At 50.2% G+C, this 22,921-nt stretch carries 24 protein-coding genes; 14 read left to right on the top strand and 10 right to left on the bottom strand.

What is annotated here, in order from left to right; translation table 11 throughout:
• Nucleotides 1–16: 16 nt before the first annotated feature.
• Nucleotides 17–262 carry a hypothetical protein gene (locus NDA01_RS05760; RefSeq protein WP_348227345.1) on the bottom strand — a complete coding sequence of 82 codons (246 nt, stop codon included), beginning with the start codon at nucleotides 260–262 and terminating at the stop codon, nucleotides 17–19.
• Here NDA01_RS05760 and dusA point away from each other — a divergent pair.
• Nucleotides 261–1,244, top strand: coding sequence for a tRNA dihydrouridine(20/20a) synthase DusA (dusA, locus tag NDA01_RS05755; protein WP_431193326.1), 984 nt, complete (start codon nucleotides 261–263; stop codon nucleotides 1,242–1,244). The genes NDA01_RS05760 and dusA overlap by 2 nt on opposite strands.
• Before the next feature lies 1 nt (nucleotide 1,245).
• On the opposite strand, the gene NDA01_RS05750 is transcribed toward dusA, so the two are convergent.
• Nucleotides 1,246–2,010, bottom strand: coding sequence for an alternative oxidase (locus tag NDA01_RS05750; protein WP_348227191.1), 765 nt, complete (start codon nucleotides 2,008–2,010; stop codon nucleotides 1,246–1,248).
• A 368-nt stretch (nucleotides 2,011–2,378) separates the two neighbouring features.
• Here NDA01_RS05750 and NDA01_RS05745 point away from each other — a divergent pair, with 368 nt between their 5' ends.
• Nucleotides 2,379–3,635 (top strand): HhoA/HhoB/HtrA family serine endopeptidase, encoded by a 1,257-nt coding sequence (locus NDA01_RS05745; protein ID WP_348227190.1) that lies wholly within the window; start codon nucleotides 2,379–2,381, stop codon nucleotides 3,633–3,635.
• 149 nt (nucleotides 3,636–3,784) lie between these two features.
• The gene (locus tag NDA01_RS05740; RefSeq protein WP_348227189.1) at nucleotides 3,785–4,774 is read left to right on the top strand and encodes an AEC family transporter; all 990 of its coding nucleotides are present in this window, start codon (nucleotides 3,785–3,787) and stop codon (nucleotides 4,772–4,774) included.
• Between the two features lie 24 nt (nucleotides 4,775–4,798).
• Here NDA01_RS05740 and NDA01_RS05735 read toward each other — a convergent pair whose 3' ends face one another.
• Nucleotides 4,799–6,148 carry an efflux RND transporter periplasmic adaptor subunit gene (locus tag NDA01_RS05735; RefSeq protein ID WP_348227188.1) on the bottom strand — a complete coding sequence of 450 codons (1,350 nt, stop codon included), beginning with the start codon at nucleotides 6,146–6,148 and terminating at the stop codon, nucleotides 4,799–4,801.
• Between the two features lie 347 nt (nucleotides 6,149–6,495).
• Between NDA01_RS05735 and NDA01_RS05730 the strand changes: the two genes are divergently transcribed.
• Together NDA01_RS05730 and NDA01_RS05725 are read left to right on the top strand one after the other, a co-directional pair.
• On the top strand, nucleotides 6,496–7,626 hold the full coding sequence (locus tag NDA01_RS05730; protein WP_348227187.1) for an EndoU domain-containing protein: 1,131 nt from the start codon (nucleotides 6,496–6,498) through the stop codon (nucleotides 7,624–7,626).
• 82 nt (nucleotides 7,627–7,708) lie between these two features.
• A complete protein-coding gene (locus NDA01_RS05725; protein WP_348227186.1) occupies nucleotides 7,709–7,876 on the top strand; it encodes a hypothetical protein in 168 nt (55 codons plus the stop codon).
• Here the strand turns inward: NDA01_RS05725 and NDA01_RS05720 are convergent.
• Together NDA01_RS05720 and NDA01_RS05715 are read right to left on the bottom strand one after the other, a co-directional pair.
• Entirely contained in the window at nucleotides 7,873–9,375 is a 1,503-nt protein-coding gene (locus NDA01_RS05720; RefSeq protein WP_431193325.1) for a M16 family metallopeptidase, read from the bottom strand. The two genes, NDA01_RS05725 and NDA01_RS05720, sit on opposite strands and share 4 nt — an antisense overlap.
• Nucleotides 9,376–9,441: 66 nt before the next feature.
• A complete protein-coding gene (locus tag NDA01_RS05715) occupies nucleotides 9,442–11,070 on the bottom strand; it encodes a M16 family metallopeptidase (RefSeq protein ID WP_348227185.1) in 1,629 nt (542 codons plus the stop codon).
• On the opposite strand from NDA01_RS05715, the gene NDA01_RS05710 reads away from it, so the two are divergent.
• Nucleotides 11,069–11,230, top strand: a complete 162-nt coding sequence (locus tag NDA01_RS05710; protein ID WP_348227184.1) for a hypothetical protein — start codon at nucleotides 11,069–11,071, stop codon at nucleotides 11,228–11,230. The genes NDA01_RS05715 and NDA01_RS05710 overlap by 2 nt on opposite strands.
• A gap of 99 nt (nucleotides 11,231–11,329) precedes the next feature.
• Here NDA01_RS05710 and NDA01_RS05705 read toward each other — a convergent pair whose 3' ends face one another.
• Complete coding sequence (locus tag NDA01_RS05705; protein ID WP_190431230.1) at nucleotides 11,330–11,623, bottom strand: hypothetical protein; 294 nt, start codon at nucleotides 11,621–11,623, stop codon at nucleotides 11,330–11,332.
• A 322-nt stretch (nucleotides 11,624–11,945) separates the two neighbouring features.
• On the opposite strand from NDA01_RS05705, the gene NDA01_RS05700 reads away from it, so the two are divergent.
• The 4 genes from NDA01_RS05700 to plsY are packed head-to-tail and all read left to right on the top strand — an operon-like array spanning nucleotide 11,946 to nucleotide 15,034.
• Nucleotides 11,946–12,743: an MlaE family lipid ABC transporter permease subunit gene (locus NDA01_RS05700; RefSeq protein WP_190431231.1), complete on the top strand. Its 798-nt coding sequence runs from the start codon at nucleotides 11,946–11,948 to the stop codon at nucleotides 12,741–12,743.
• A gap of 50 nt (nucleotides 12,744–12,793) precedes the next feature.
• Nucleotides 12,794–13,192, top strand: a complete 399-nt coding sequence (locus NDA01_RS05695; RefSeq protein WP_348227183.1) for a DUF3119 family protein — start codon at nucleotides 12,794–12,796, stop codon at nucleotides 13,190–13,192.
• Nucleotides 13,193–13,217: 25 nt separating this feature from the next.
• Nucleotides 13,218–14,294, top strand: a complete 1,077-nt coding sequence (locus tag NDA01_RS05690; RefSeq protein WP_348227182.1) for a DUF3086 domain-containing protein — start codon at nucleotides 13,218–13,220, stop codon at nucleotides 14,292–14,294.
• Nucleotides 14,295–14,338: 44 nt separating this feature from the next.
• The gene (gene plsY, locus NDA01_RS05685) at nucleotides 14,339–15,034 is read left to right on the top strand and encodes a glycerol-3-phosphate 1-O-acyltransferase PlsY (protein ID WP_348227181.1); all 696 of its coding nucleotides are present in this window, start codon (nucleotides 14,339–14,341) and stop codon (nucleotides 15,032–15,034) included.
• Here plsY and NDA01_RS05680 read toward each other — a convergent pair.
• From NDA01_RS05680 to crtO, 4 genes are all read right to left on the bottom strand, one after another.
• Nucleotides 15,031–15,327 carry a hypothetical protein gene (locus tag NDA01_RS05680; protein ID WP_190431235.1) on the bottom strand — a complete coding sequence of 99 codons (297 nt, stop codon included), beginning with the start codon at nucleotides 15,325–15,327 and terminating at the stop codon, nucleotides 15,031–15,033. The two genes, plsY and NDA01_RS05680, sit on opposite strands and share 4 nt — an antisense overlap.
• A gap of 175 nt (nucleotides 15,328–15,502) precedes the next feature.
• Nucleotides 15,503–15,874: a hypothetical protein gene (locus NDA01_RS05675; protein WP_190431236.1), complete on the bottom strand. Its 372-nt coding sequence runs from the start codon at nucleotides 15,872–15,874 to the stop codon at nucleotides 15,503–15,505.
• 108 nt (nucleotides 15,875–15,982) lie between these two features.
• A complete protein-coding gene (locus NDA01_RS05670) occupies nucleotides 15,983–17,116 on the bottom strand; it encodes a saccharopine dehydrogenase family protein (protein WP_348227180.1) in 1,134 nt (377 codons plus the stop codon).
• 165 nt (nucleotides 17,117–17,281) lie between these two features.
• A complete protein-coding gene (gene crtO, locus NDA01_RS05665; RefSeq protein ID WP_348227179.1) occupies nucleotides 17,282–18,976 on the bottom strand; it encodes a beta-carotene ketolase CrtO in 1,695 nt (564 codons plus the stop codon).
• A 653-nt stretch (nucleotides 18,977–19,629) separates the two neighbouring features.
• Between crtO and NDA01_RS05660 the strand changes: the two genes are divergently transcribed.
• From NDA01_RS05660 to NDA01_RS05645, 4 genes are all read left to right on the top strand, one after another.
• A complete protein-coding gene (locus NDA01_RS05660) occupies nucleotides 19,630–20,673 on the top strand; it encodes a hemerythrin domain-containing protein (RefSeq protein WP_190554392.1) in 1,044 nt (347 codons plus the stop codon).
• 51 nt (nucleotides 20,674–20,724) lie between these two features.
• Nucleotides 20,725–21,273, top strand: coding sequence for a hemerythrin domain-containing protein (locus NDA01_RS05655; protein ID WP_348227178.1), 549 nt, complete (start codon nucleotides 20,725–20,727; stop codon nucleotides 21,271–21,273).
• A gap of 133 nt (nucleotides 21,274–21,406) precedes the next feature.
• A complete protein-coding gene (locus NDA01_RS05650; protein ID WP_348227177.1) occupies nucleotides 21,407–21,841 on the top strand; it encodes a VOC family protein in 435 nt (144 codons plus the stop codon).
• Nucleotides 21,842–22,128: 287 nt separating this feature from the next.
• A complete protein-coding gene (locus NDA01_RS05645) occupies nucleotides 22,129–22,872 on the top strand; it encodes a Crp/Fnr family transcriptional regulator (protein WP_348227176.1) in 744 nt (247 codons plus the stop codon).
• The last annotated feature ends 49 nt before the right edge of the window (nucleotides 22,873–22,921 follow it).

Raw genomic sequence — 22,921 nt, 5'->3', positions numbered from 1 at the left:
CCTCAGTCCCCCAATACTAGGGGAAGCTGGATTCAGAAGTTACAACTATATCCGTACCTTTCTGGAGGAGGTCTGGAGGACGCAGCCGTCCTTCAGCGGGGGTTTGGGGGCAAGCGCCCCCAAGGGTTCGGCTCTTCAGCAGAGATGAAAAACCAGAGGAAACATCCCTCAAACCAATGACCGCTTTCAGCACAGCACCCGTAACCAACTCATCCCCCCGCGATTGCGCCCCCATCGGCAACCCCCTCAGCGTCGCCCCCATGATGGATCGTACCGATCGCCACTTCCGCTATTTCATGCGGCAAATCACCCAGCGAACCCTGCTGTACACCGAAATGGTGACGAGTTCTGCCATTTTGCACGGCGATCGCGAACGATTACTAGCCTTTTCCCCCGAAGAAAAACCCCTAGCGCTGCAAGTGGGCGGAGATAACCCCAAAGACCTTGCTATCTGTGCCCAAATTGCCGCCGACCTAGGTTACGACGAAATCAACCTCAACGTCGGTTGCCCTAGCGATCGCGTCCAGAATGGTAACTTTGGCGCTTGCCTGATGGCCCAACCGGAACGAGTGGCCGATTGTGTCGCTGCCATGATGCAGGCAACCAGCCTTCCAGTCTCCGTCAAGCACCGCATCGGCATTGATGATCGCGATCGCTACGAAGATATGGTGGCGTTTGTCCAAACCGTTGCTGCGGCAGGCTGTGATCGCTTTACTGTCCATGCTCGCAAAGCTTGGTTGCAAGGACTCAGTCCCAAAGAAAACCGCGATATTCCCCCCCTCCGCTACGCAGACGTGCATCGGCTGAAGCAAGACTTCCCCCACTTATTTATTGAGATCAACGGCGGTTTCACTAGCTTGGCGCAGGTGCAAGAACAGTTGTGCTCGGTGGATGCAGTGATGATTGGTCGTGCCGCTTACGATCAGCCTTATCTGTTTGCTCAAAGCGATCGCCTCATTTACGGCGAAGAAACTGCCCCTCCCACTCCTCAGGATGTGGCTGAAGCGATGTTGCCCTACATTGATTTTTGGACGGCTCAAGGTCTGAAACTCCACAAAATTACCCGTCACATGCTGCAACTGTTTGCGGGGCAACCAGGAAGCCGAATTTGGAAACGACATCTCACAGAAAATTCTTGTCTCACAGGTGCTGGCTCCGAAGTCGTCCGTGAAGCTTTAGCGCTGGTATCCAAAGGTGCAACCGCTAGGATGCTTGCAGAGGTTAGCCATTCAGGTAGCGATTGATCTACCCAATCTCGACAGGTTCAGCCGGGGATTCTTTCACGAGCTGCTGTGTCGTTTCTTCGATCGCCACCTGCGTAGCTTCTGGTAAAGCAAGCTTCTCAGCACTGTGCGGGCTTTGGAAGGTTGCTTGAGCGTCGGTTTGCCGGCAAGCAATCATGGTTTTGACATGCTCTAGCTCATCATCTCGCACTGCCACAAACACATCATAGAGCGTCTCAATGTGGGGACGGCGCTGCTCCGAACCCAGCGACATTTGAAACTCATCAAACAGGTACATATCACCTTCCAAGTAGTACTTGGTGGCAACTTCAGGTGCGGGCTCGGCCTTGAGAGCCGCCTCATGTTTTTGTAGAAAGGTGTCGTAAGTCTGGTAGGCATGTTCTTCCACCAACTGCATAAAGTGATAAGCGGTTCGTGGTGAAATCATATAGACAGGCACCAGAATCCAGTAGTAGAAAAACGCCCCTGCTCGCGCTAGCAATCGATCGAGCCAAAAGCGATCGCCCCCCAGTGCTTCCGCAATCAGGAGATGGTGCAACTCGTTCCAAGCTTCAGCGAAGTGAATCTTTAACCAATCCGATTTGCGCCACCAGCCCATTGTTTCGTACAGATGCAGCACTGACAGGTAGGCAAAATAGGGCACCCGCGCTACTGTTTCCAGCACGAAAAAGCGACGGTAGACCTGTACTGACAAATCAGGGCCATCGTCCTCTCTATAGAAGGTATTCAACACAGCGACCAGCAAGTTGACCAGCAGGCGAATCATAAAGCGAAATTTCTACAGCTTCTTCTATGAAACTGATGGAACCGTAACTCGCATCAATATTAGGAAGGAACTCAGGCTGTCATGCAATAGTTTTGGTATTTCCGGATACAGAGCGCCGATAGGCCGTGAAATATTCAAGTTTTACGGGTGGAAAAATTAGAATACGAGGGTAGATGCTTGGCCGTTGCCGTTATCATCCCTAGCCCCAAAACAGGTAAAAATTATGCTGCTACCAGAGCATAATTAACGTTGGGGCTGCAACAGCGTTTGCTGCGTTAGGGGTGTCATGGTCACACCGAGTGTTTTGTCATATCTTGATTTTGTTTTTGCAGTTCTAATAAGCGATCGAAGAACCTGGAGGAATTGTGATGTCGTCCTCGGAGCAACGCTTTTTTCCGCTTCGTCAAATTAGTAGCTACGCCCTGGTGATTGTGTTGAGCGTTGCTTTGACTTTGGCTGTGCTGTGGACTTTTCCCTCAGCTTGGCTTCCCAAGGTTTCAGCGCTGATCAATCAAGCCACGCAGATCAGCCCTGCTACCGTGGAAGCTCCTGCCCCTGCTCCTGCGATCGCCCCCAATATTGCGCCTAGCCAAGAAACCAGCCGTAATTTTGTGGCTGCTGCTGTTAATCAAGTTGGGCCAGCCGTGGTGCGGATTGACACCGATCGCACAATTACCACTCGTCCCGCCGATCCCTATTTTGATGATCCTTTTTTTAGCCCTTTCTTTGGCGATGGCTACTCCCGCGCCCCGCAGGAATATCACCAGCGGGGTCAAGGTTCTGGCTTCATCATCGATCGCAATGGCATTCTCTTGACCAATGCCCATGTGGTGAGTGGAGCAGATACGGTGAGCGTGACGCTCAAGGATGGTCGGACCTTCAAGGGAGAAGTGCGCGGCATTGATGAACCCTCTGACTTAGCAGTGGTGAAAATCAACGGCCAAAATCTGCCTGTGGCTCCGTTGGGTAACTCTAGCGATGTGCAGGTGGGAGATTGGGCGATCGCAGTCGGCAACCCCTTGGGGCTGGATAACACCGTCACCTTAGGCATTATCAGCACCCTCAACCGTTCCAGCGCCCAAGTGGGCATTCCCGATAAGCGCCTCGACTTTATCCAAACGGATACAGCCATCAACCCCGGAAACTCTGGAGGACCGCTGCTGAGCGATCGCGGTGAAGTGATTGGAATTAACACCGCTATCCGCGCCGATGCTCAAGGCATTGGTTTTGCCATTCCCATTGATAAAGCCAAAGCGATCAAAGATGTGTTGATTCGCGGCGGCAAGGTACCCCATCCCTATATCGGGGTGCGCCTCCTCACCCTTACCCCAGCACTGGCGCAAGAATCTAATAGCAACCCCAACTCTCCTTTTACGGTTCCAGAAGTCAATGGCGTTTTGGTGATGCAGGTGATGCCCAATAGCCCAGCGGCAGCAGCAGGTTTACGTCGGGGTGATGTAATTACTGCTGTAGATGGCCAATCGGTCAAAACTGCTGAGCAATTACAGCGATCGGTCGAAAAAAGTCGGGTCAATCAGCCTTTACAGTTGCAAGTGCAGCGGGGTGAACAAACTCAGCAACTATCCATCCGACCAGGAGATTTGCAAGATGCGCCTCGTTCCTAAATAAAATGACCTTGAAACCTAAGCTTCAACCCCTTCCCTGGCTGACAAGGGGAGAGAAATTCAAAGTTCCTCTCTGGAGCGGCGAGGGGTTTTGGGAGCGGTCAGCCTGGTAACCAACTACGGTTCAATAGCCCTACCGAGTCCTTTTTATGCTGGATACCCTGTTCCGTGCTTACACTCCGTTGCTGATTTGGCCAGGGTTAGGGCTATTGCTCCTCCGGTTCGTGCCTGAGCGATTTCCTCAGTTGTTGGGGCAAGCCTTGTATTGGGTGGGGGTGCCTTTACAATTACTGGTGCTCGGACGGCAAACTGAGTGGTCCGATCGCGTCGGCTTCATTCCAGCGGTAGCAGTTGGGGTGTTGTTGCTGAGCTTGGGGTTATCCTTAATTTTTTGGTGGACTGCACAAAGGCAATCTAGCTCGATAGAAATTACTGCTGACTCAGCTCCGAGTCCAATCACCTCAACCTCTAGCAGTGCCGCTGTATCTCCCAGAGCGACGCTTGGCAGCTTTATTTTGGCGGCGATGTTGGGGAATACGGGTTTTGTCGGCTTGGCTCTGGCCCAGGTGTTGTTTGGCATCGACGATCTAGGCTGGGCAGTCCTATTTAGCGTCACTAGCAACGTAGCGGGCAACTATGGCATTGCTGTGTTTATTGCTAGCTACTTTGGCCACAGCGCGACTAAGAATCATTGGTGGATTCAGTTGCGGGATGTAGTAACCGTTCCGAGCACTTGGGCTTTTTTCTTAGGGTTTAGCACCCGTTCGATCGCACTACCAGAGGCGATCGCGACTGGTTTAGACCAAGCGGTGTGGGTTGTGATGGCTAGTGCTTTGTTACTTGTCGGGTTACGTCTCGGTTCTATTAAAGGCTGGCACAGTCTCCAACGTGCTATCTTGCCTACCCTACTAAAAGTTTTGATTGTGCCTGGCTTGGTGGGACTAGGGGCAACATGCTTTGGTGTGACAGGGGTACCTCGATTGGTTTTGGTGCTGATGTCGGGTACACCCACAGGGTTGTCGGTGCTGATTTTGGCGGAGGTTTATAATCTCGATCGCGAGTTGCTCACAGGTAGTATTGCTCTCAGCTTTATCGGGTTGTTGTTAGTGCTACCACTCTGGCTGACCTGGTTTAGCTAGCACTCGTTAGTTATTTCTTATTAGTTATTTTTTCTGGTCGCCTTTAGTTTTGGTGAAGTCTTCTAGCTTCTTGTTTTCTGGTAACTCGACAAACACTTTTTCACCTGTTTCTAACCCTTGCAAAACCTGAGTTTGGTTGCCAATCGTAGGGCCAATGGTGACAGGCTTAAAGATGGGCTGATTCTTGGCATCGGTCACTAAGACCCCCGTTTGGCCTTCCTGAGTCACGATCGCGACTGTCGGAACGACCAAGGCTTGGTCTAACTGTTTGCCTAGAAAGGTGAGATCAACATTCATGCCCGATCGCAGCTTGTCTTTCCCCGTCACCAAAGCGACCCGGACCTGGAAAGAAGTCACGTTTTGCTCCTTAACCGCCGCAGGGGCAATCAAGCGGACTTTGCCCTGAAACACTTGATCAGGAAAGGCATCGGCCACAATCTCCACACCCTGACCTTCTGACACTTGGTTAATATCTACTTCGGGCACTTCAGCGAGCACTTCTAGGCCACTGGCGAGAGCGACGACGGAGGTAGAGGTGGCGGAGGAGTTAGTCGAAGCGGAGGTAGTAGGGGTGACAAACGCTCCTGCTGTGGCGTACTTCTGTGTAATGATTCCGGCGAAAGGGGCACGCACAGCCGTATCGTCGATCTGAGTTTGCACGGCTTGAACTCGGCCTTCCGCTTCCCGGACTCGCGCCTCGGCCACGGCAATATCTTCTGGACGCGAGCCGTTTTGCAAATCTTCTAGACGTCTTCTAGCTTCTCGCACGCCTGCTTGGGCTTGTTCGACACTAGCTCTGGCTCGGTCGGCTTCACTGATCACTTCGTCTAGGCGATCGCGAGAAATGGCTCCCTCTGCGGCCAAACTTTCGTTGCGGCGGACGCGATCGCTAGCCAGAGCTAGTCGAGCTTCAGCTTCACGCACTTGGGCTTCGGCTTGGGCCACGCTGGCTTGTACCTGACCAATCGCAGCAGTCGTATTGCCAACGCGAGCCTTGGCTAGGTTAGCTTGAGCTTGAGATAAATTTGCCTGAGCCTGAGTTAGCTCTGCTTGAAAGGTGCTGCTATCCATTCGGGCAACCACCTCATTTGCTTCCACACGATCGCCTTGCTCGACATAAAGCTCTTTGACAATCCCGGCTGCTTTGGGGCTGAGATTGACGCTTTGGATGGGGACTAGCGTGCCGTTAGCAGTAATGCGGACCCGCAAATTTTCAGCTTGCACAGGCACAGTCAACTCGGAAATATCTTCTCGGGGGGCTGCGGCTCGGTTCACGAGGAATGCAGTTCCGGACACACCCAGCACTCCAGCCACAATTAGCCCCAAGATCCAGGGGGTCGGTTTCTCAACTTTGCCAATTATGGGCAGTTGCATGGAAATGCTCCTAGGAAGTAGCCGCTCAAAATAACCACAGAGACAAGGTCGCGCCCAGCATGGAGAAAGCACGAAATAAAAAGGTGCAATATCGCCATACGTTAGGGCGCAATATTACAAAGTGTGACATATCTTAGCCTGGCATTGATGGGGCCTTAGTTCATCCTACTAAAGGGAGTAAAGCCGCAGGCTCAGGCTAGCGATCGCCCTGTTGCTCACCCTAGCTGGTGAGTTAACCCATCTAATTCTTGAGCTAGTTTAAGCATGCTTCCGGAAGAACCGGAGAGATAGAAAATAGTGAGCAGAAAATTCTTGCGCGTGTTCGTCTACTTAACTGAAATTTATTTATGAAACGACAGATCAATCAACTTCCCTTTACCGCTAGTCTGACGCTTGGAGCTGTCTTGTTGAGTCTGGCTATCAGCAATCTGGCGATCGCTCCAGCCCAAGCTCAAGTGCTGCAATCCGGAACTCTAATTATCACTCAGACCTGCCCAGCCACCAGAGCGATCAATGGCCCCAACCCAGGCAATATCAGAGTCGCGAAGAATCAGCGCTATCAAGTAATTGGATTTAATAGCGCCGAGCGGCGATTTGTCTTAATCAAAGTCCCTAATGCTAATCCTGAGCGCCGTTGGGTTAGTGCTAACTGCGGCACCTTCCAAGCAGGTTCGGCTGCTAACGGCAATATCCCAAATAGCAATGCCCCAAATGGCAGTACTAGTGAGACGAGAACTCGTCCCTCCAATCCTAGCAGCACAGCCCTGCTTCCCTTCTTTGATCAATCCAACAACTTAGAAGTACATCGCTTTCCCGCAGGTCGCCCCGCCGATATTACGCCACCAGTACCTAGCTTGACCGCCTTTGACCAAGCCGTGTTGCAGACTTGTGGCCCCATTGGTAGTACAGTCAATGCCAACCGCTTCAAGCAGCTAATGGCTAATCATCCTGAGGTGCTGCGCCAAATTCAAACCGCTGTGGGGGGTGAACTTCTACCCGGACGGAACACGCAAGCAGAATTTCTCGATGATCTCACAGCAGCCTGGTCAGATCGGGGTGGGTTTGAACACATCTTTTGCGGGGAGCTAGAAGGCCCACAGAAAATTGGTGGGCTACACTTTGTCGGTCGCTACCTACAATTGCAAAACGAGAAGATAGGGGGCCGCTTAGGTAACAACCTCAATCGCGAAGAAGTAGAGCCCGGCGTGCTTTATACCTTAGGAGTAGTGGTTAAGCGAGGCAACCAAACCTGGACCGATACGGTCAAAGGCTACCCGCTGATCAGCGATGCTCAAGAGATGTTATTAGACGCGACGAAAGCCTTCAAAGCCCGGGGCAACGCTCAGGGAGCCTGCTTATATCAAGTTCAAGACCAGCCTACGGGCAAATCCTACCAAGCCGTGTTTGTCAAAGATCGCAATGCCATTGTTACCTTTTATCCCGATGCCACACCCAGTGGCAGACCTTGCCGTAGCTAAGGTGCATCTTTAGGGCGCGAAAAAGTCATAAAAGCTTTTAGGGGTTTAGCATTTGAGCCAAATTGGGGAGCCAGAAACGTGAATGAGCGCCCCAAATGCTAAACCCTTTGAGGGCGATCGCAGTCAATGGTGCCTCATCAACTCCTTTGGGCTGGGTAAAGCATTCAGTTTTGAGTTGATGGTCTTTGCTTCTAGCTCAACGGCTGAATGCTTTACCCCTACCGACACCTCTATCACAGGCTACTGCTAGCTTGCAGCTTTGGGTTCTGGGATAGTGATGTCTATGGGAGTGACTTTGACCTTGGGGCCGAGGCTCGTTAAAGGGGGCGCGATCGCTTTAGCGTTACCCACCACTAGCGTCACAATATTCTCTGGTTTGAGATATTTTTGAGCCACTCGCTGCACATCAGAACTGGTGGTTGCTTCCACCCCGCGCTGATAGCGGAAGATAAAGTCTGCTGGGTAGCCGTAGTACTCATAGCGCATTAATCGCGAGAGAGTTTGTTCTGGGTCTTGAAAGTTGAACACAAACGAGTTGAGCACTGAGTCCTTGGCATAAGCGAGTTCCTGGGTGGAAACAGGAGTGGTGCGAATGCGCTCAATTTCTGCCATAACCGACCGAATAAAGGGCACGGTGGCATCCGATCGCGTTTGTCCCCCTGCTAAGAATACACCTGGATAATCGTAGCGAGCACTCCAAGCTGAATAGACCGAATAAGCCAAGCCCTGGCGCGATCGCACCTGATTGAACAAGCGTCCACCAAAGCCATTCAGCACGCCATCCATCACCGTTAGGGCTGGATAGTCAGGGCTATTGAGTTGGCCGCCTAAGTGCCCCACTTGCACATAACTTTGGGTTAATTGCGGTTGATCGACTAGGAAGACCCCGCCCTGATTAGCTTGGGTGACCGTTGGTAACGTCGGCTTAATCGGTTGCGTAGCTTGCCAATCACCAAACTTGGCCTGAATCAGCGATCGCATTTGTTTGCTGTCAAAGTCACCGACAACGCCCAAAATCATGTTGTTGGGGTGAAAGTAGGTTTGGTAAAAGCTCAACACATCATCCCGCGAAATATTGTCGAGGGTGGCGTATTCCACAATCCGAGCGTAGGGGCTGGTTTCTCCATACAGCAGCTGTTCAAACTCTCGACCCGCGATGTCGTCGGGAGTATCATTGCGTCGAGCAATTCCGCCTCTGGTTTGAGTTTTAGCGAGGTCTAGTTTGTCTTGGGCAAAGGTGGGCTGACGCAGAACCTCAGTGAATAAACCAAATACTTCTCCCAAGTCTTCTGCCAAGGCGTCAAAACTGGCACTGCCTGAGGCGGCGCTGATGCCTGTCTCTACAGAAGCAGCCAGTTGTTCTAAGCGTCGGTTCAGGGCATCGGCGGGATGCTGTTGAGTGCCTCCAGTGCGAAGGACAGTCCCGGTCAATCCGGCTAAACCTACTTTATCGCTCGGTTCTAGGCGATCGCCTGTGCGAAATAAAGCCGTCCCGCTGACGAGGGGCAACTCATGGTCTTCCATCAAGTACACAATGATGCCGTTTTTGAGTTGAAAGCGACTGTACTGAGGAATTTGAACTTCTGGTAGGGGAGGGAAGTTTAATTCGGTGTAGTGTTTGGCGGTGAGGGCTGAGGCAGGCGCAGGCCTCAATGCTAGAAGGAGCAGCGTGAGGAAAGCGAACCCTACGGCCAAACGACGCACAAATTTTCTGCCAAGGCTGCCTTTAGGCAACTGAAACTGCCGCACGATCAATCGAGCCTCCTGTGGCTATAAATAAAACTGAACATAAGACGAAGAACGGCCATTAGGTAGTTATGAAGCTTGAGGTAACAGCCGTCCGATGGTGCGGTTTTCGGGGCGGAAGGTTTCCCGGGCCACTCGTTGAATATCAGCAGGCGTGACTGCCGCGATCGCATCCAATTCTTCAAACAAATTCCGCCAACTACCCGTTTTGACTTCGTATTCCAACAGTAGGCTGGCCATGCCAGAGTTGGAGGTGAGCGATCGCAGTAAGCCAGCCCGTGACTGGGTTTTGACGCGATCGAGTTCTTCCGCAGAGACGGGTTCTGTTTTCAGCCGTTCAATTTCTGAGCGCAAGCTGGTGGCCACCTCATCAACGGTATGGTTGGGGGCAGTCAGGGCATAAAACAGCATCAAGCTGGGATATTTATCACCGGGAAAACCGCTAAATCCTTGAGCCGAGAGCGCAATCTGCTGCTTTTCTACCAATGACTTGTAAAGCCTCGAAGTGCGTCCGTCACTCAAGATGCTACCAATCATCTGATAAACCACATGATCGGGATGGTTCATCGCGGGTTGGTGATAACCCTCTAGATACCAAGGCTGTGAGAGTAGCCGCACCGTCACTTCTTTGGTTTTAGTTTGGGGTGGCTCCACGACCGTTAGCTTAGGTGGCGCTGAACGAGCTTTGTAGCGGCCAAAGTAAGTTTGGGCTAAGCGTTTTACTTCTGACGGATTCACGTCCCCCACCACGGCAATGGTTAGGTTGTTGGGGACATAATAGGTGTCAAAAAATTGGGCAATATCTTGGCGTGTCAGGTTTTTGAGATCTTCCGGGTAACCAATAACAGGCCGACGGTAGGGGTGCTTGTCGTAGGCAGCATCTAGAAAAGTTTCGATCATTTGGCCGATGGGTGAGTTGTCCACCCGCATCCGCCGCTCTTCCAAAATCACGTCTTTTTCTTTGTAGAACTCACGAAATACGGGTTCTAAAAAGCGCTCCGACTCCAGCGACATCCACAGTTCTAGCTTGTTAGCTGGAAAACTGTAGAAGTAACGGGTGGCATCTGAAGAGGTAGTAGCGTTGAGGCCCACGCCTCCTGCTTGCTCAACGATCCGACCATACTCGTTCTGCTGAACGTAGCTGACTGCTTCAGCTTCAGCCTTCTCAAAAGCTTGCTTGAGCTGAGCCACTTTAGCGGAATTTTTTGCAACTTCAGCAGCCTTGATTTGTTTGGCTAAGGTATCTAGGCGATCGAGTACTGCTTTTTCTGCCCGATAGTTCTTGCTGCCAATGCGTTGTGTACCTTTGAAGGCCAAATGTTCGAGAAAGTGGGCGACTCCAGTTTTGCCATCTGGTTCGTCGGCTCCTCCAACATCGGCATAGGTGAGGAACGAAACCACCGGGGCTTGGTGCCGCTCCAGCACGATAAACTTCAAGCCATTCTCAAGCCGAAACTCAGTCACCCGATCCATGACTCGATCCAGATAGGGCTGAATAGAAGGAGCAGGTGCGGGAGTCTTAGCCTCAGTTTGTGGGGTGGCCGCAAAGGCTCCACTAGGTAGCATGGCCCAACTCAGCAGGAGGCTAGCCAAACCGATCGCGATCGCTTGTGGCCACTGGCGCGGTCCTAACCGTGGGATCGGCCGTGGTTTGACGAGCGATGTCAAAACTCGAAAAATTTGATTGAACTGAATCATGAACTTTGAAGCGAACAGCACTGATCTACAGGATAAAGACTGCTCAGCCATCTCGTTCGTTTCCGCCGCATCTCGGCCCAAAAAATCAGTTTTGGTTTTTACGGATACAGTTGCGATCGCCGTGAAAAGATTTGATAACTTACAACGCCGAATCCCGTAACTTCAGCGAGATCAAGCGAAGCTAGAAATAGCAATTAGGTTTGCGTGACGTTCCGCCCAGCCATTTGGTTGGGCTTTCTGCTGGCTAGCATCACAGAGCTTAATGGTTGCGGAGATTTTGGTAGCGGTAGAAGTTAAAGGTGTCGAATAAGCCGCCAACTAGACCGCAGACGAAGCCAATAATCACGAGACCTTGAAATGGCTGCCCACTGCCGAATGTAGCCAAAAACTGTAAAACTTGCTTAACTCCCGTTGCCCCGACCGACTCTAACAAGGGGACGAAGCCTAGTAAAGAGAGACCGATTAAAATAGCTCCCACTAAGATCAGAGGAGCAGTGAAGCTCAAAACGCTTGTCAGCAGTAGCGAACGGAGAAAAGGGGTTAAAATACTCATGCAGGGAAGGATACTCCGGTGGGACTGACAATGAGTATGGGGTAAGCATACTTACTGGTTTCTACAATAATCGCGATCGCTCTAATTAAAAGTAGATTTCAAAAATCTTAAATCTTCATTAAAAAGGTTGTTGAAGAACTGTGGCCGATCCCGCCATTTGATTGAGGCGATCGCTCAGAAACTTAACAGTGCTTCATTAGATTGAGTGGGGTTTCACCTTTCAAGCAAACACGCTCTGACTGTAGTTCTCGACTCGAGATCTACCCGAATCAGGATCTATCGGCTTATTCTGGATAAGGTTGTTGCCTGTTACATCCTCCCATTGAGCGAAACGACACCCGGTTCCAATTTTGGTTTATGGACTCAGCGATTGCTGGCAGCGGTTCTGCTAGGTGGACAAGTTCTTATCCATCTCCTAGCAGGTAAGATTCACCGTCGCAACACCCTCGATCAGATGGCAGTGGCGGGTCCAGATTCTCTGATGATCGCCCTCGTTACAGCCGCTTTTGTCGGCATGGTGTTCACGATTCAGGTAGCACGTGAGTTTATTACCTTCGGAGCGAGTAATGCTGTCGGAGGCGTCTTAGCCTTATCTCTCGCTCGCGAACTAGCGCCAGTTTTGACTGCGGTGGTATTGGCAGGACGAGTGGGTTCCGCCTTTGCGGCGGAAATCGGGACGATGCAGGTGACTGAGCAGATTGATGCGCTTTACGTCCTCAAAACTGACCCGATTGATTACTTAGTTATTCCGCGCGTGATTGCCTGCTGCTTAATGCTGCCAATTTTGACTCTCATGTCTTTTGTGACTGGCATGGCAGGTGGCTTATTGATTGCGACGAATCTCTATGACCTCTCGCAGTCTACCTTTCTCAACTCAGCCCGGAATTTTTTAGATGTGGGCGATTTATTGAGTTCTGTGATTAAGTCAGTTGTGTTTGGGGCACTGATTGCAGTCATTGGTACGAGTTGGGGCCTGACTACTACAGGCGGTGCTAAAGGAGTAGGGCAATCTACAACTACCGCAGTAGTGACAGCGCTATTAGCAATCTTTATTTCTAACTTTTTTCTGTCCTGGCTGCTGTTTCGGGGCACAGGTAGTGCAGTGCTGGAAGGGTTGTAAAGCCGCAACCCCTTAGAATAGTAGTGCACTCAACAAGAGGGTTAGCACCTGTGACTGCCACTCCTGCTTCCAGCCAATCCACTTCTGTCGTGGAGCTATCGCCTAGCTACGTTTTGCCAGTGGTTCTGGTTTTGGGTGCGGTGCCGCTTTTGCTAGTTCAAGTTTGGGTTGGCTTGGCGATCGCGCTATTTGGCTTATTTTTGCTGTTTCAAGCCGTCACACTGCGCCTACGTTTCACTTCTACCGATTTAGACATTTATCGTGGTGAAACATTAATTCGCCGTTTCGCTTACCAAGATTGGCAAAACTGGCAGATCTTTTGGCCCCAGGTACCCATTTTGTTTTACTTCAAGGAAGTGAAGAGTATTCACTTTCTGCCCATCTTGTTTGACCCTAAAATGCTGCAAACTTGTTTAGAACAACATTGCCCCAAAGCGAATTCCAACTAAGAAATATAGTTTGTGATAATTTCCTATGAACTCAGACGAACTTCCAACGCCAGAACCCACCTTTGAAGTCAAGCTATCTTCGCAGCCGTTGAACTTTGGGGACGCGATCGCCGAGATAGGGCCAAATGGTACCGCAGACCCAGCCCAAAGAGTGGCTGAGTTGGAGCGTCGAGAGCAAGCGTTACGACAAGAAATTCAAGCTCTGCAAGCAACCTTAAAGCAGCAGCAAGACGAACTAGCGGAAACCCAGGCCACGATGGGGCGCTTGGTGCAAGAAGGGCTGCGGGAATTAGAGCAGCGCAAGCAGACGTTACAAATTGCCGTAGAGCAGTTGGAGCGACGGCAAGAGCGTGTTCGGACCGAAATGCGAACCACCTTTGCGGGCGTGTCTCAAGACCTAGCAATTCGGGTGCAAGGATTCAAAGATTATTTGGTGGGTAGCCTGCAAGACTTAGTCAATGCAGCTGAAGAACTGGAGCTCGTACCTGAAGCAGAAGAAGCTCCAGTAGCGGTGGTGACGGAAACAAAGTCAGCAGAGCGCCAAGCTGCCCCCAATCCGCAGTTCGCGGAGCAATCTTTTCAAGACCAAACCAAGCAAATTCGCAGCTTACTCGATCGCTATCGCAACTCACCCGACTACTATGGGCCACCGTGGCAGTTGCGGCGCACCTTTGAACCGGTCCATGCTGAGCGGGTGTCCAACTGGTTCTTTACCCAAGGGGGACGCGGAGCACTACGGACAATGGGCAGCCGCTTACAAAATATTTTGGTTTCTGCTGCCATTGTTTCCATTTTGCGCCGACTCTACGGCAACCGCGTCCGCACTCTGATCTTGGCTAACACACCGGAACGATTGGGCGAGTGGCGACGCGGTTTGCAAGATTGCTTAGGCATCTCTCGTGCTGACTTTGGCCCAGAGCAAGGCATTGTGCTATTTGAAGCGCCAGAGCCGCTGATCCAAAAAGCCGATCGCTTGGTCCAAGAAAATCAATTGCCGCTGATCATTGTGGATGACACAGAAGACCAAATTAGCTTGTCTCTATTGCAGTTTTCTCTGTGGTTGGCTTTTGCACCGGACCCTCAAATGCCAAGATTTTTCTAGAGACTGAATGAGTTTGCAATCTGAACGGGTGAGGGGAAAGAGGCATGGCACTTTGGCTAGCGGTGAACGCAATTTTGTTAGGGGTGGCTTATCTTTTGGGGTCAATTCCACCAGGGTATTTAGCAGGTCGTTTGCTCAAAGGCATTGATATTCGGGAGCATGGTTCTGGCTCTACAGGAGCCACTAACGTTTTACGCACGTTGGGTAAAGGGCCAGCGATCGCGGTCCTACTCATAGATATCTTGAAAGGAGTTCTCGCGATCGCCTTGGTGCGTTGGTGGTATTCCCTAGCCCTGACCCAAGCACTCGCAACAGCAGCAGGTAGCGTTGCAGGTGGCTCAGCCTTGGATTGGATGGTGACGCTAGCAGGACTGGCGGCGCTACTGGGACATAGCAAATCGATCTGGCTCAAGTTCACAGGTGGTAAATCAGTAGCGACGGGCTTAGGGGTATTGCTGGCACTGTCTTGGCAAGTCGGTTTGTCTACCTTCGCCGTTTTTGGTGTGATGATGGCAGTTTCGCGAATTGTTTCGCTCAGCTCTATCACAGCGGCGATCGCGGTGTTGGTGTTTATGGTGCTGCTTGGCCAACCTTTGCCTTACCAGTTGTTTGCGATTGCGGGTGGTTTATATGTGGTGTTGCGGCACCGCGCTAATATTCAACGGCTATTGGCAGGGACCGAACCTAGAATTGGGCAGAAACTAGCTTCAGAAACGGAGCAAGGTTTGGAGAGCAACTAGTTATTGTAACGACCCCATTTGAGTAAGGCAGTCACGATATAGAGCACGATCGCGGAGCCAATAATGGCAGGGATAATTGGCACACCTTCAATCCGCCACTCTAAAAATCCGAAGCTGAGATTGTATTGCCGCTTCAAGAGGTTGGTGGTCCATTCACCCAACCACACCCCTGCCAGCCCGATGATGAGCAAACCGAAGATCTTGCCGGGGATTTGGCGAGGAATCAGCATGTTACCCACGCCAGCACACACCATTGCAATGACAAGTTGTACAAACAAACGAGAGATATCCATTCCAGCCTCTCTGGTAACTTCTGATAAATATGTGTATCTAAGCTACCACTGGCCATCCTGAAACTAGAAAAAGTAGCCAAAATGTAGAAGAGGCACCTTTGGCAGGCACCTCCTCTAAACTTAAAACGCTATCCTATAACCGAAAAACGACCACCGAAAAGGGAAATGAACGCGATTACTTCTGACCCGTTACTTTGCTAACTAGGTTGCGAGTACGATCAATTTTCTTCTCTAAGCCACTAGTTTCGGGCACGGCTTCTTGGTCAGGCTTGATCTCCCTAGTGTAGGGATCTTTCATCTTAGTTGGGTCTTGGCCTTCTTGTTGGCGGCGTTGATATTCCTCTTCCCGGATGCCTGTGCCAGCGCGGATACTATAGGCCCGGTCTATCTTCTCTTCAGGGGTCAAAGTGTTGCTGGTGCTGGCGGAAGCGTAGCTAGGTTGCTGTAAAAACGCTAATGAGCCACCCAGACTGATTAACGTGATCAATCCCAAAACTAGGACTTGTTGCAGTAGGGCTTTCCCTAACTTCAAGAAAATTCCTGGCATTAAAATTCCCTCATAATCTATTAACTCAGGCTGAAAGGCATCCTACAAGCCAGCGATCGCACTGCCTTCTGTCAGAGGGAACATTCTGGCTATACAAAGCATCTTGCCCTATGCTTTTGGGCTATTGGATTGGATAGGTTCCCAGGACTGGTGAATCTTCAGACCCCGACTTTCCATGATCTGCTCAAATAAGTCAGTGGGCAGGGCTTGTTCTACAGGCCAAACGCCTGGTTTCTTGAGCTTGCCCGCCAACATCAACTCCGCCAAAGTCCCTGTGCCGTATCCTGCTGCGATCGCCGTATTTTCGTGAACTAAAGTAGAGCAACAACGAACCGCCTCGCCTGCTTTCTGACCCGTGACTTCAGAGCGAATCGCGACGCCAATGCCACTAAAGCGATCAGTAAAATCGGTCATGCGATGGCTGACCTGAGACAAAAACTCAATCACTGCCGAGTTTCGCAACCAGCTAGAAGGCCACCAGTGGGCAACGCTCCAAGTGAGATAGTTATAAAAATCTGGAACAGTCCCAAACTTCGTCACTACGGTTTTCACTTCAGGGAAGGTGTCGGGCAGCGTAAAGGCTTCGGGCATGTCGAACCAGTAAACCCCAGTTCGCCCGTAAGGTGCTGGAAACTGAATGGCTTCGCGATCGCTATAAGGCTTGATCTGCTGCCATTGCTGATCTCTCCACACCTCAAAGGGACGGCGCAGACCTAAAAACGTGGTTCGCATCACCGTAATGCCAGCACCTCCCGATCCACCTACCACATAGCTCAAGTGGATGCGCTCCGGTTGGTCTAACTGCTCGACATCCCGGCGCACCATGCTGTTGGAGATGCCTGGAAAAATTCCAGTATTCACGATCGCGGTCACGCCTGCGGCTGCGGCCTCTGCCTTGTAATCCACCGCTTTGCAGGTAAAGGAGCGATGATCACTGACATCGAGATAATCTACGCCCAGCTCAATACAGGTTTTGAGTACACTGGCATCGCGATAGGGAAAAGGCCCCGCACAGTGGATGACCAATCGGGATTGGCCGATCGCCTCTCGGACTCTATCGGATTCTGCTAAGTCAAGCGCTAGAAACTGGACCTGCGGACCTAAGCGATCGCCAACCGCTTGTCCAGCGATCGCATCCCGCCCAGTAATCGTAATCTGGGCCTGTGTATGAGCCGCAATATCTGCTGCCACACTGCTGCCGATCCGCCCACTGCCACCGAAAATTAAAATTTGCTCCGTCATCAACCCAACACAAATCAACTCAGCAAAGGGACACAGCCCCGTCTTTATAGTTCACCAGCTTCACTGAGTTTCTACCTCAGTAGTGGGAACGACCTTTTTCTCTACTTAAAGACTGAACTATCAAATTTCCCCTTCCCTATGAGAGAAGGGGCGAGAGATGAGGTCTTAAGACATCCGAAACACTGATTTCGCGACTGACTTGAGAGAATTACCCGCATCAGAGATAGCTGATGCGAACGGTTGTTGAGCGTGGATGAAGACACGGGCACAGTTACGCCCAGGCATCCCAGAAATAGATCCACCCGGATGCGTCCCTGCTCCAGTCAGGAACAGCCCATCAATCGGTGTTTTGTAGTTTGCCAGCTCTGGAAGCGGGCGGAAGAACACCATTTGATCAAGGGTCATGTCGATGTGGTAGTAGTTGCCCTTGTAAGAGCCTAATCGCTCTCCTAATTCAGCAGGGCTTTCTACCCGACGGGCAATGACAGAGTGTTTCAGATTGGGAGAGTAGTCTGCCAGTTTTTCCACACAGCGATCGGCCACCTTATTTTTTAGCTCATCCGTCCACCCCGTACCGCGTAGCCCAGTGCCTTCTGCACCATGAATTTGGTAAGGGGCAAAGAACTCGATCCAGACTGTGTGTTTGCCCTCAGGAGCTAGTGAGGGGTCTAGCATTGAGGGCATGACCACATACATGGATGGGTCAGAATCGGGGATATTGCCCACGCTCGCTTCACTGTGAGCCATTTCTACATGCCTGACAGAATCGGCAATCAAAATCGAACCGATCGAGTATTCATCTTGATGGTTATAGCGCTCGAATCGTAGTGGCTCCGAGAGAGCAAGGTCAATCTTCAGGATAGTTTCGTTGTTGTTGACAATCCGCCGCTCCAGACGCTCCCGTAATTCCGGATCAGCAGCATCCACATCCGAGTGATCCATACATTGCAGGAACAGCCGCTTCGCATCAATGTTGGAAATCACGCCTTTGGTGGCTCTGTACTCGGTACCACCCGCCACCCGAACGCCCACCGCTTTCCCATCATCAATCAAGACTTTTTCTACATGCTGATCGGTCAGGACTTTACCGCCCAAGCTAGTCACTAAATTCAACAGAGCCTTGACTAAGGCCCCAGTGCCGCCTTTGGGCCGAGCCATACCGGGGTTATGGCGCATTGCCATCATGATCGCGCCTACCGCATTAGTCTTTTGGGAAACGGGGGTACCCAACTCGGCAGCTAATCGAGCCAGAGGAGCCTTCAAAAACTCAGAATCAAACCACTCGTTGAGAATGTCTTCCGCGCTGGTGAGCATCGTGCGGATAAAGTCCAGCGTCTTGTTGGTAGAGCCAATGACAGAAAATAGGTCTTTCATCTTTTTGATGTCATAGTTGCCCACGATATCAATGATGGATTTGGGTGGCGCATTGAAAATCGGTACCATCGAGCCAATCACCCGCTGCCAGAAATCTGTGTACTCCGCATACTTCTGGGCATCCCGTTCACTGTAGCGAGCAATCTCTGCACAAGTCTTTTCAACCGAGCGATGGCCTAAAAAGTACTTACCGTCAGGGTGAGGACAGAATACGACGGGATCGCAGTAGAGGTACTCCAAGCCATATTTTTCTAGTTCCAGTTCCTCTACAACCGGACCTAAGTGGATAAATTCATGGTCGATCGCGCAGAGATTGAACTGAAAACCAGGAGCTTCTTTAGGTAAAGCTTCTTCCGTGGTTGCTGCGCCACCTGGCACAGACCGCTTTTCCAATAGGAGAACGCTATAGCCCGCTTTGAGTAGGTAAGCAGCACAGACCAAACCATTGTGGCCTGCACCAATAATGACAACGTCGTATGTTTCCATGAAATGAAGCTCCGAAGGCGTAATCCTAAATCAATCAAGTAGGTGGGATAACAGCTCAGGTTTAGACTCAGTTTTGGACCCAGTTTTGGGCTAACTTTTGGGCTTAGGTTTGGCGATCGCGCTAGTTTAGTCTCGCCCATCAGCTTTTGCTAACCTTTGGCCTCAGCACCAAATCGAAAATCGCATAGAGCTAAGCCACAAACCACACCAGCCGTCTTTAGACGGAAGTGCACGATCTAAACAGACTCTAAGAAGCTGTTAGGAGAAAACTAATTAAGTTAATCAAAAAATAACTTTTATAGTTTATGAATTTTAGCCTGGCAAGAAGTATCAGCAAAAGAATATAGATTTTTTGAAGTGATTCTATGCCTTTGGGTGGATGACGGAACTAATTAGATTTATCAAATCTTTGAATGTTTCTTGAATATTAATAAAAACTAGCTTTAGATTGCTGCTGACCTGAAAATTTATAACTTTAGTTATTCTTCCAATTCTAACTAGATCTGCTAACCTTTGTGCAACACCAAATCAAAGGTTTCTTCCTACTGAAACAGCCTTTTTTATCAGCCGGGAGAAGGATGAACCTGGCTAAACGCCTGAGTAATCTCAGAGATAGTTCCGATCCTAATGATTACTAGCAGGAGAGTTTAGAAATGGTAACAACGCTTGACGATACAAAGCGGATGATGATTGGTACCAAGCTAGCTGATATTAAAGCTCTTCAAGAGCTGGTCATCGCTAATGAGCAAAGATTCATCAGCGAAATCAATGACCAAGATATTCGTCATCGTTTCCAAGAGATGCTCAAAGATGACCAGAAGAACATGGGCGTCTTGGAAACCGTAATTGTGCAGTACGGTATCAAGTCTGAGCCTAAGCAAACCATCCGTCAGTTCGTTGACAAGTTACAAGAATTGATGGGCGGTTCTGAGCTAAGCATTTTTGAGAAAGTGTTCCAGCATGAACTACTTAAGCATCAACTAGTGATGAGCGGAGTGGTCGTTCACAAAGCGGCTCAGAAAGTCGGTGCTGACGTTGAACTCGCCATTACTCCCCTCAACACCGTCAACTTTGAAAACCGGGCGCACCAAGAGCAACTCAAGGGCGTACTAGAAGTGCTAGGTGTGCGTGAACTCACCGGACAAGAAGCGGATCAAGGTCTGTGGGCACGGGTACAAGATGCCGTTGCCGCTCTCTCTGGTGTAGCGGGCAGCGTGATCACTCAGAACTCAGATAAGTCTGACCTGAACATCCAAGATGTGATCCGTTTAGACCACAATAAGACCAACACTCTGTTTACCGAAATCCTCGGCTCCAACGATCCTCAAAAAATCCAAGAGTATTTTGGTCAGCTTTACAAGGACTTGAGCGTCCATGCTGAAGCAGAAGAGCGGGTAGTTTATCCTGCTGTGCGTCCCTTCTACGGTCAGAATGACACTCAAGAACTGTATGACGAGCAAGCTGAGATGAAGCGCAAGCTTGAAGAAATTAAGGCTCTCAGCCCTGCTTCTTCCGAGTTTAAGGACAAAGTGCGTCAGTTGATGGAAGCTGTGGGTGACCACATCCGTCAAGAAGAGAGCACTATGTTTGCGGCAATTCGCAACAACCTCAGCAGCGATCAGTCTGAGCAATTGGCGACTCAGTTTAAGTCTGCTAAGAGCCAACTTCAAGATCAAATGTCTGCTTCCAAGAAGTAGTTATTAACTGCATTTGAATCATTATCTGTTTAGCAAACCTCAATAACCTCAATGTTCCCACCACTACAGTGGTGGGAATTTTCTAAGTTTTGCAAAGTAGCAACATCCAAGGAGTTGCAAGCGATGGCTAAAGACAAGAACCAAAACATTCTGGATTTAATTGCTACTGACCACCGCAAAGTTGAGCAGATCTTTTCTCAAATTGAGAGTGCGTCTAATTTAGAGCAGTTATATCGATACTTCAACCAGCTCTATAAGGAAGTTAATTTGCATGCGCGGGCGGAAGAACTTGTTTTCTACCCTGGGCTGAGGGAGTACGAAGATACAGATGCAATGATCGCAGAAGCAGAATCAGAGCATGAAGAGGCGGCTACACTTTTAGAAGAAATTAAAGCCCTCAGCCCTGACTCAGCCGAGTTCAAAGAAAAAATTGCTGAACTGAAGAAAGCTATTCTGCACCACGTGCAGGAAGAAGAGTCAGAAATATTTGAGACTGCGCGAGATGGCATGAATGAGCAGCAACTCAAGCAGCTAGGCCAAGAGTTTCAGGAAGCCAAAACTAAACTTGAAGATGAGGTCGTAGAAGCCGCTTCTCTCTAAGGCTGCGAGGCAACTGGGCAATCGCCTAGTTAAACCGCCAATTGAGTTGATTATCCAAGTTAAAATTCCAGCAAAGACAGTTTTCAGCAGGTTGGTAATATCCCCTTATAGGGTTCGATCGCCGTATGAAGCGTTGAGTGCAACGCCTCGTGCGGTTTATTTTTTTGAGAAAACAGTAGGTTGGGTAGATGATAAGAAAATGATGCGTTGCCAAACTGCTTGGGTCACGATCGCTGCCACTGATTTCGATCGCTTGCTGGAGTTTTATCACCAATTCTTGCAGCAAGACCCTCAGCTTCTCTTGCCAAATGCCTATGCGGAGTTTCGGCTTCCGGGGTTAAAGTTAGGAATTTTTAAGCCGAAAACTAGCCATCAACCAGAGTTCCAAGCTCCAGAACATAGTGCTATGAGTTTGTGTTTGGAGGTGGAAAATTTAGACACAGCGATCGCTCACTTAGCGGCGATCGCTGCTCCTCCCCTAGGTGAAATCATTGTGGCTACTCATGGGCGTGAAATCTACGCTTACGATCCGGAAGGGAATCGTTTGATTTTGCATCAAACTATTTAGACAATAGATGAAACCGAGTCTAGGTAAGGCTCAGCGAAGGCAGATGTAATAGGCGATCGCGGCCGTTAATCACTATAGAACTGTATAGGCGATCACACAGAGGGTAATATTACCAGGGCCAGTTTTGCTACGGTGATAGTTAGATTAAGAGTGATTACTATGTGCTTCACCAACGCCATTTACTTCGATCAAAGTTAATCGCTTGAATGACACCTTGAATTCAAATGATTCAAGGCTCTAAGCTTGCTGTCCTTGGCGTCCTGTCACCCTACAACCTCACACAGAAGATGGACTCAACATCGACTCGTCTGCCAAAAGGCCAGCAAATTCAAAATCGCTTGCTGGCTAAATTACCCAGTCAAGAGCTGGAACTTCTGCGTCCTCACCTAGAGGAGGTCGAGCTGACTCATGGTCAACCGTTGATCCTGCCCTACGAGCCGATTCCCTACATCTACTTTCCAACTACGGCACTCGCTTCTTTAGTGACCGTGTTGGAGGATGGAGCAACTGTAGAGTCTGGTTCGGTTGGCTGTGAAGGCGTTGTGGGTTTGCCTGTCTTCTTGGATGCTGGCATCACTCCGATGCAGAACATGGTCCAGATTCCCGGGCAGGGCATCCGAGTTAGGTCAGACATTGCCAAAGCGGCCTTCGATCGCCGGGGAGACTTCTATAGCTTGATTCACCGCTATATCCATACCCTCCTGGTTGTCGCGTCCCAATCAGCTGCTTGTAACCGCCATCACGCCATAAAAATGCGGCTCAGTCGCTGGCTACTGATGAGTAGCGATGGGGTAGGTTCAGATGAGTTGGCTTTAACTCAGGAATTTCTAGCAACGATGTTAGGAGTGAGACGCTCTGGCGTGACAGAAGCAGCTCTACAGCTACAGCAGGAGCAGTTGATTTCCTATGGTCGCGGCAAGATCCGGATTCTAGATCGGAAAAGATTAGAGGCATCATCTTGTGAGTGTTACCAAATGGTTAAGAATGAATTCGCTCGCCTGTTGAGTTTGGAAAGCGATCGCCCACGTTAGCTAGTTGCTAACCGCGTCCTCTATCTCCGCGCTAAAACACTGCGGAAAC

Origin of the sequence: Trichocoleus desertorum AS-A10 (assembly GCF_039962155.1) — a bacterium.
Lineage (GTDB): Bacteria > Cyanobacteriota > Cyanobacteriia > FACHB-46 > FACHB-46 > Trichocoleus.
This window is presented reverse-complemented; position numbering and strand designations above follow the sequence as displayed.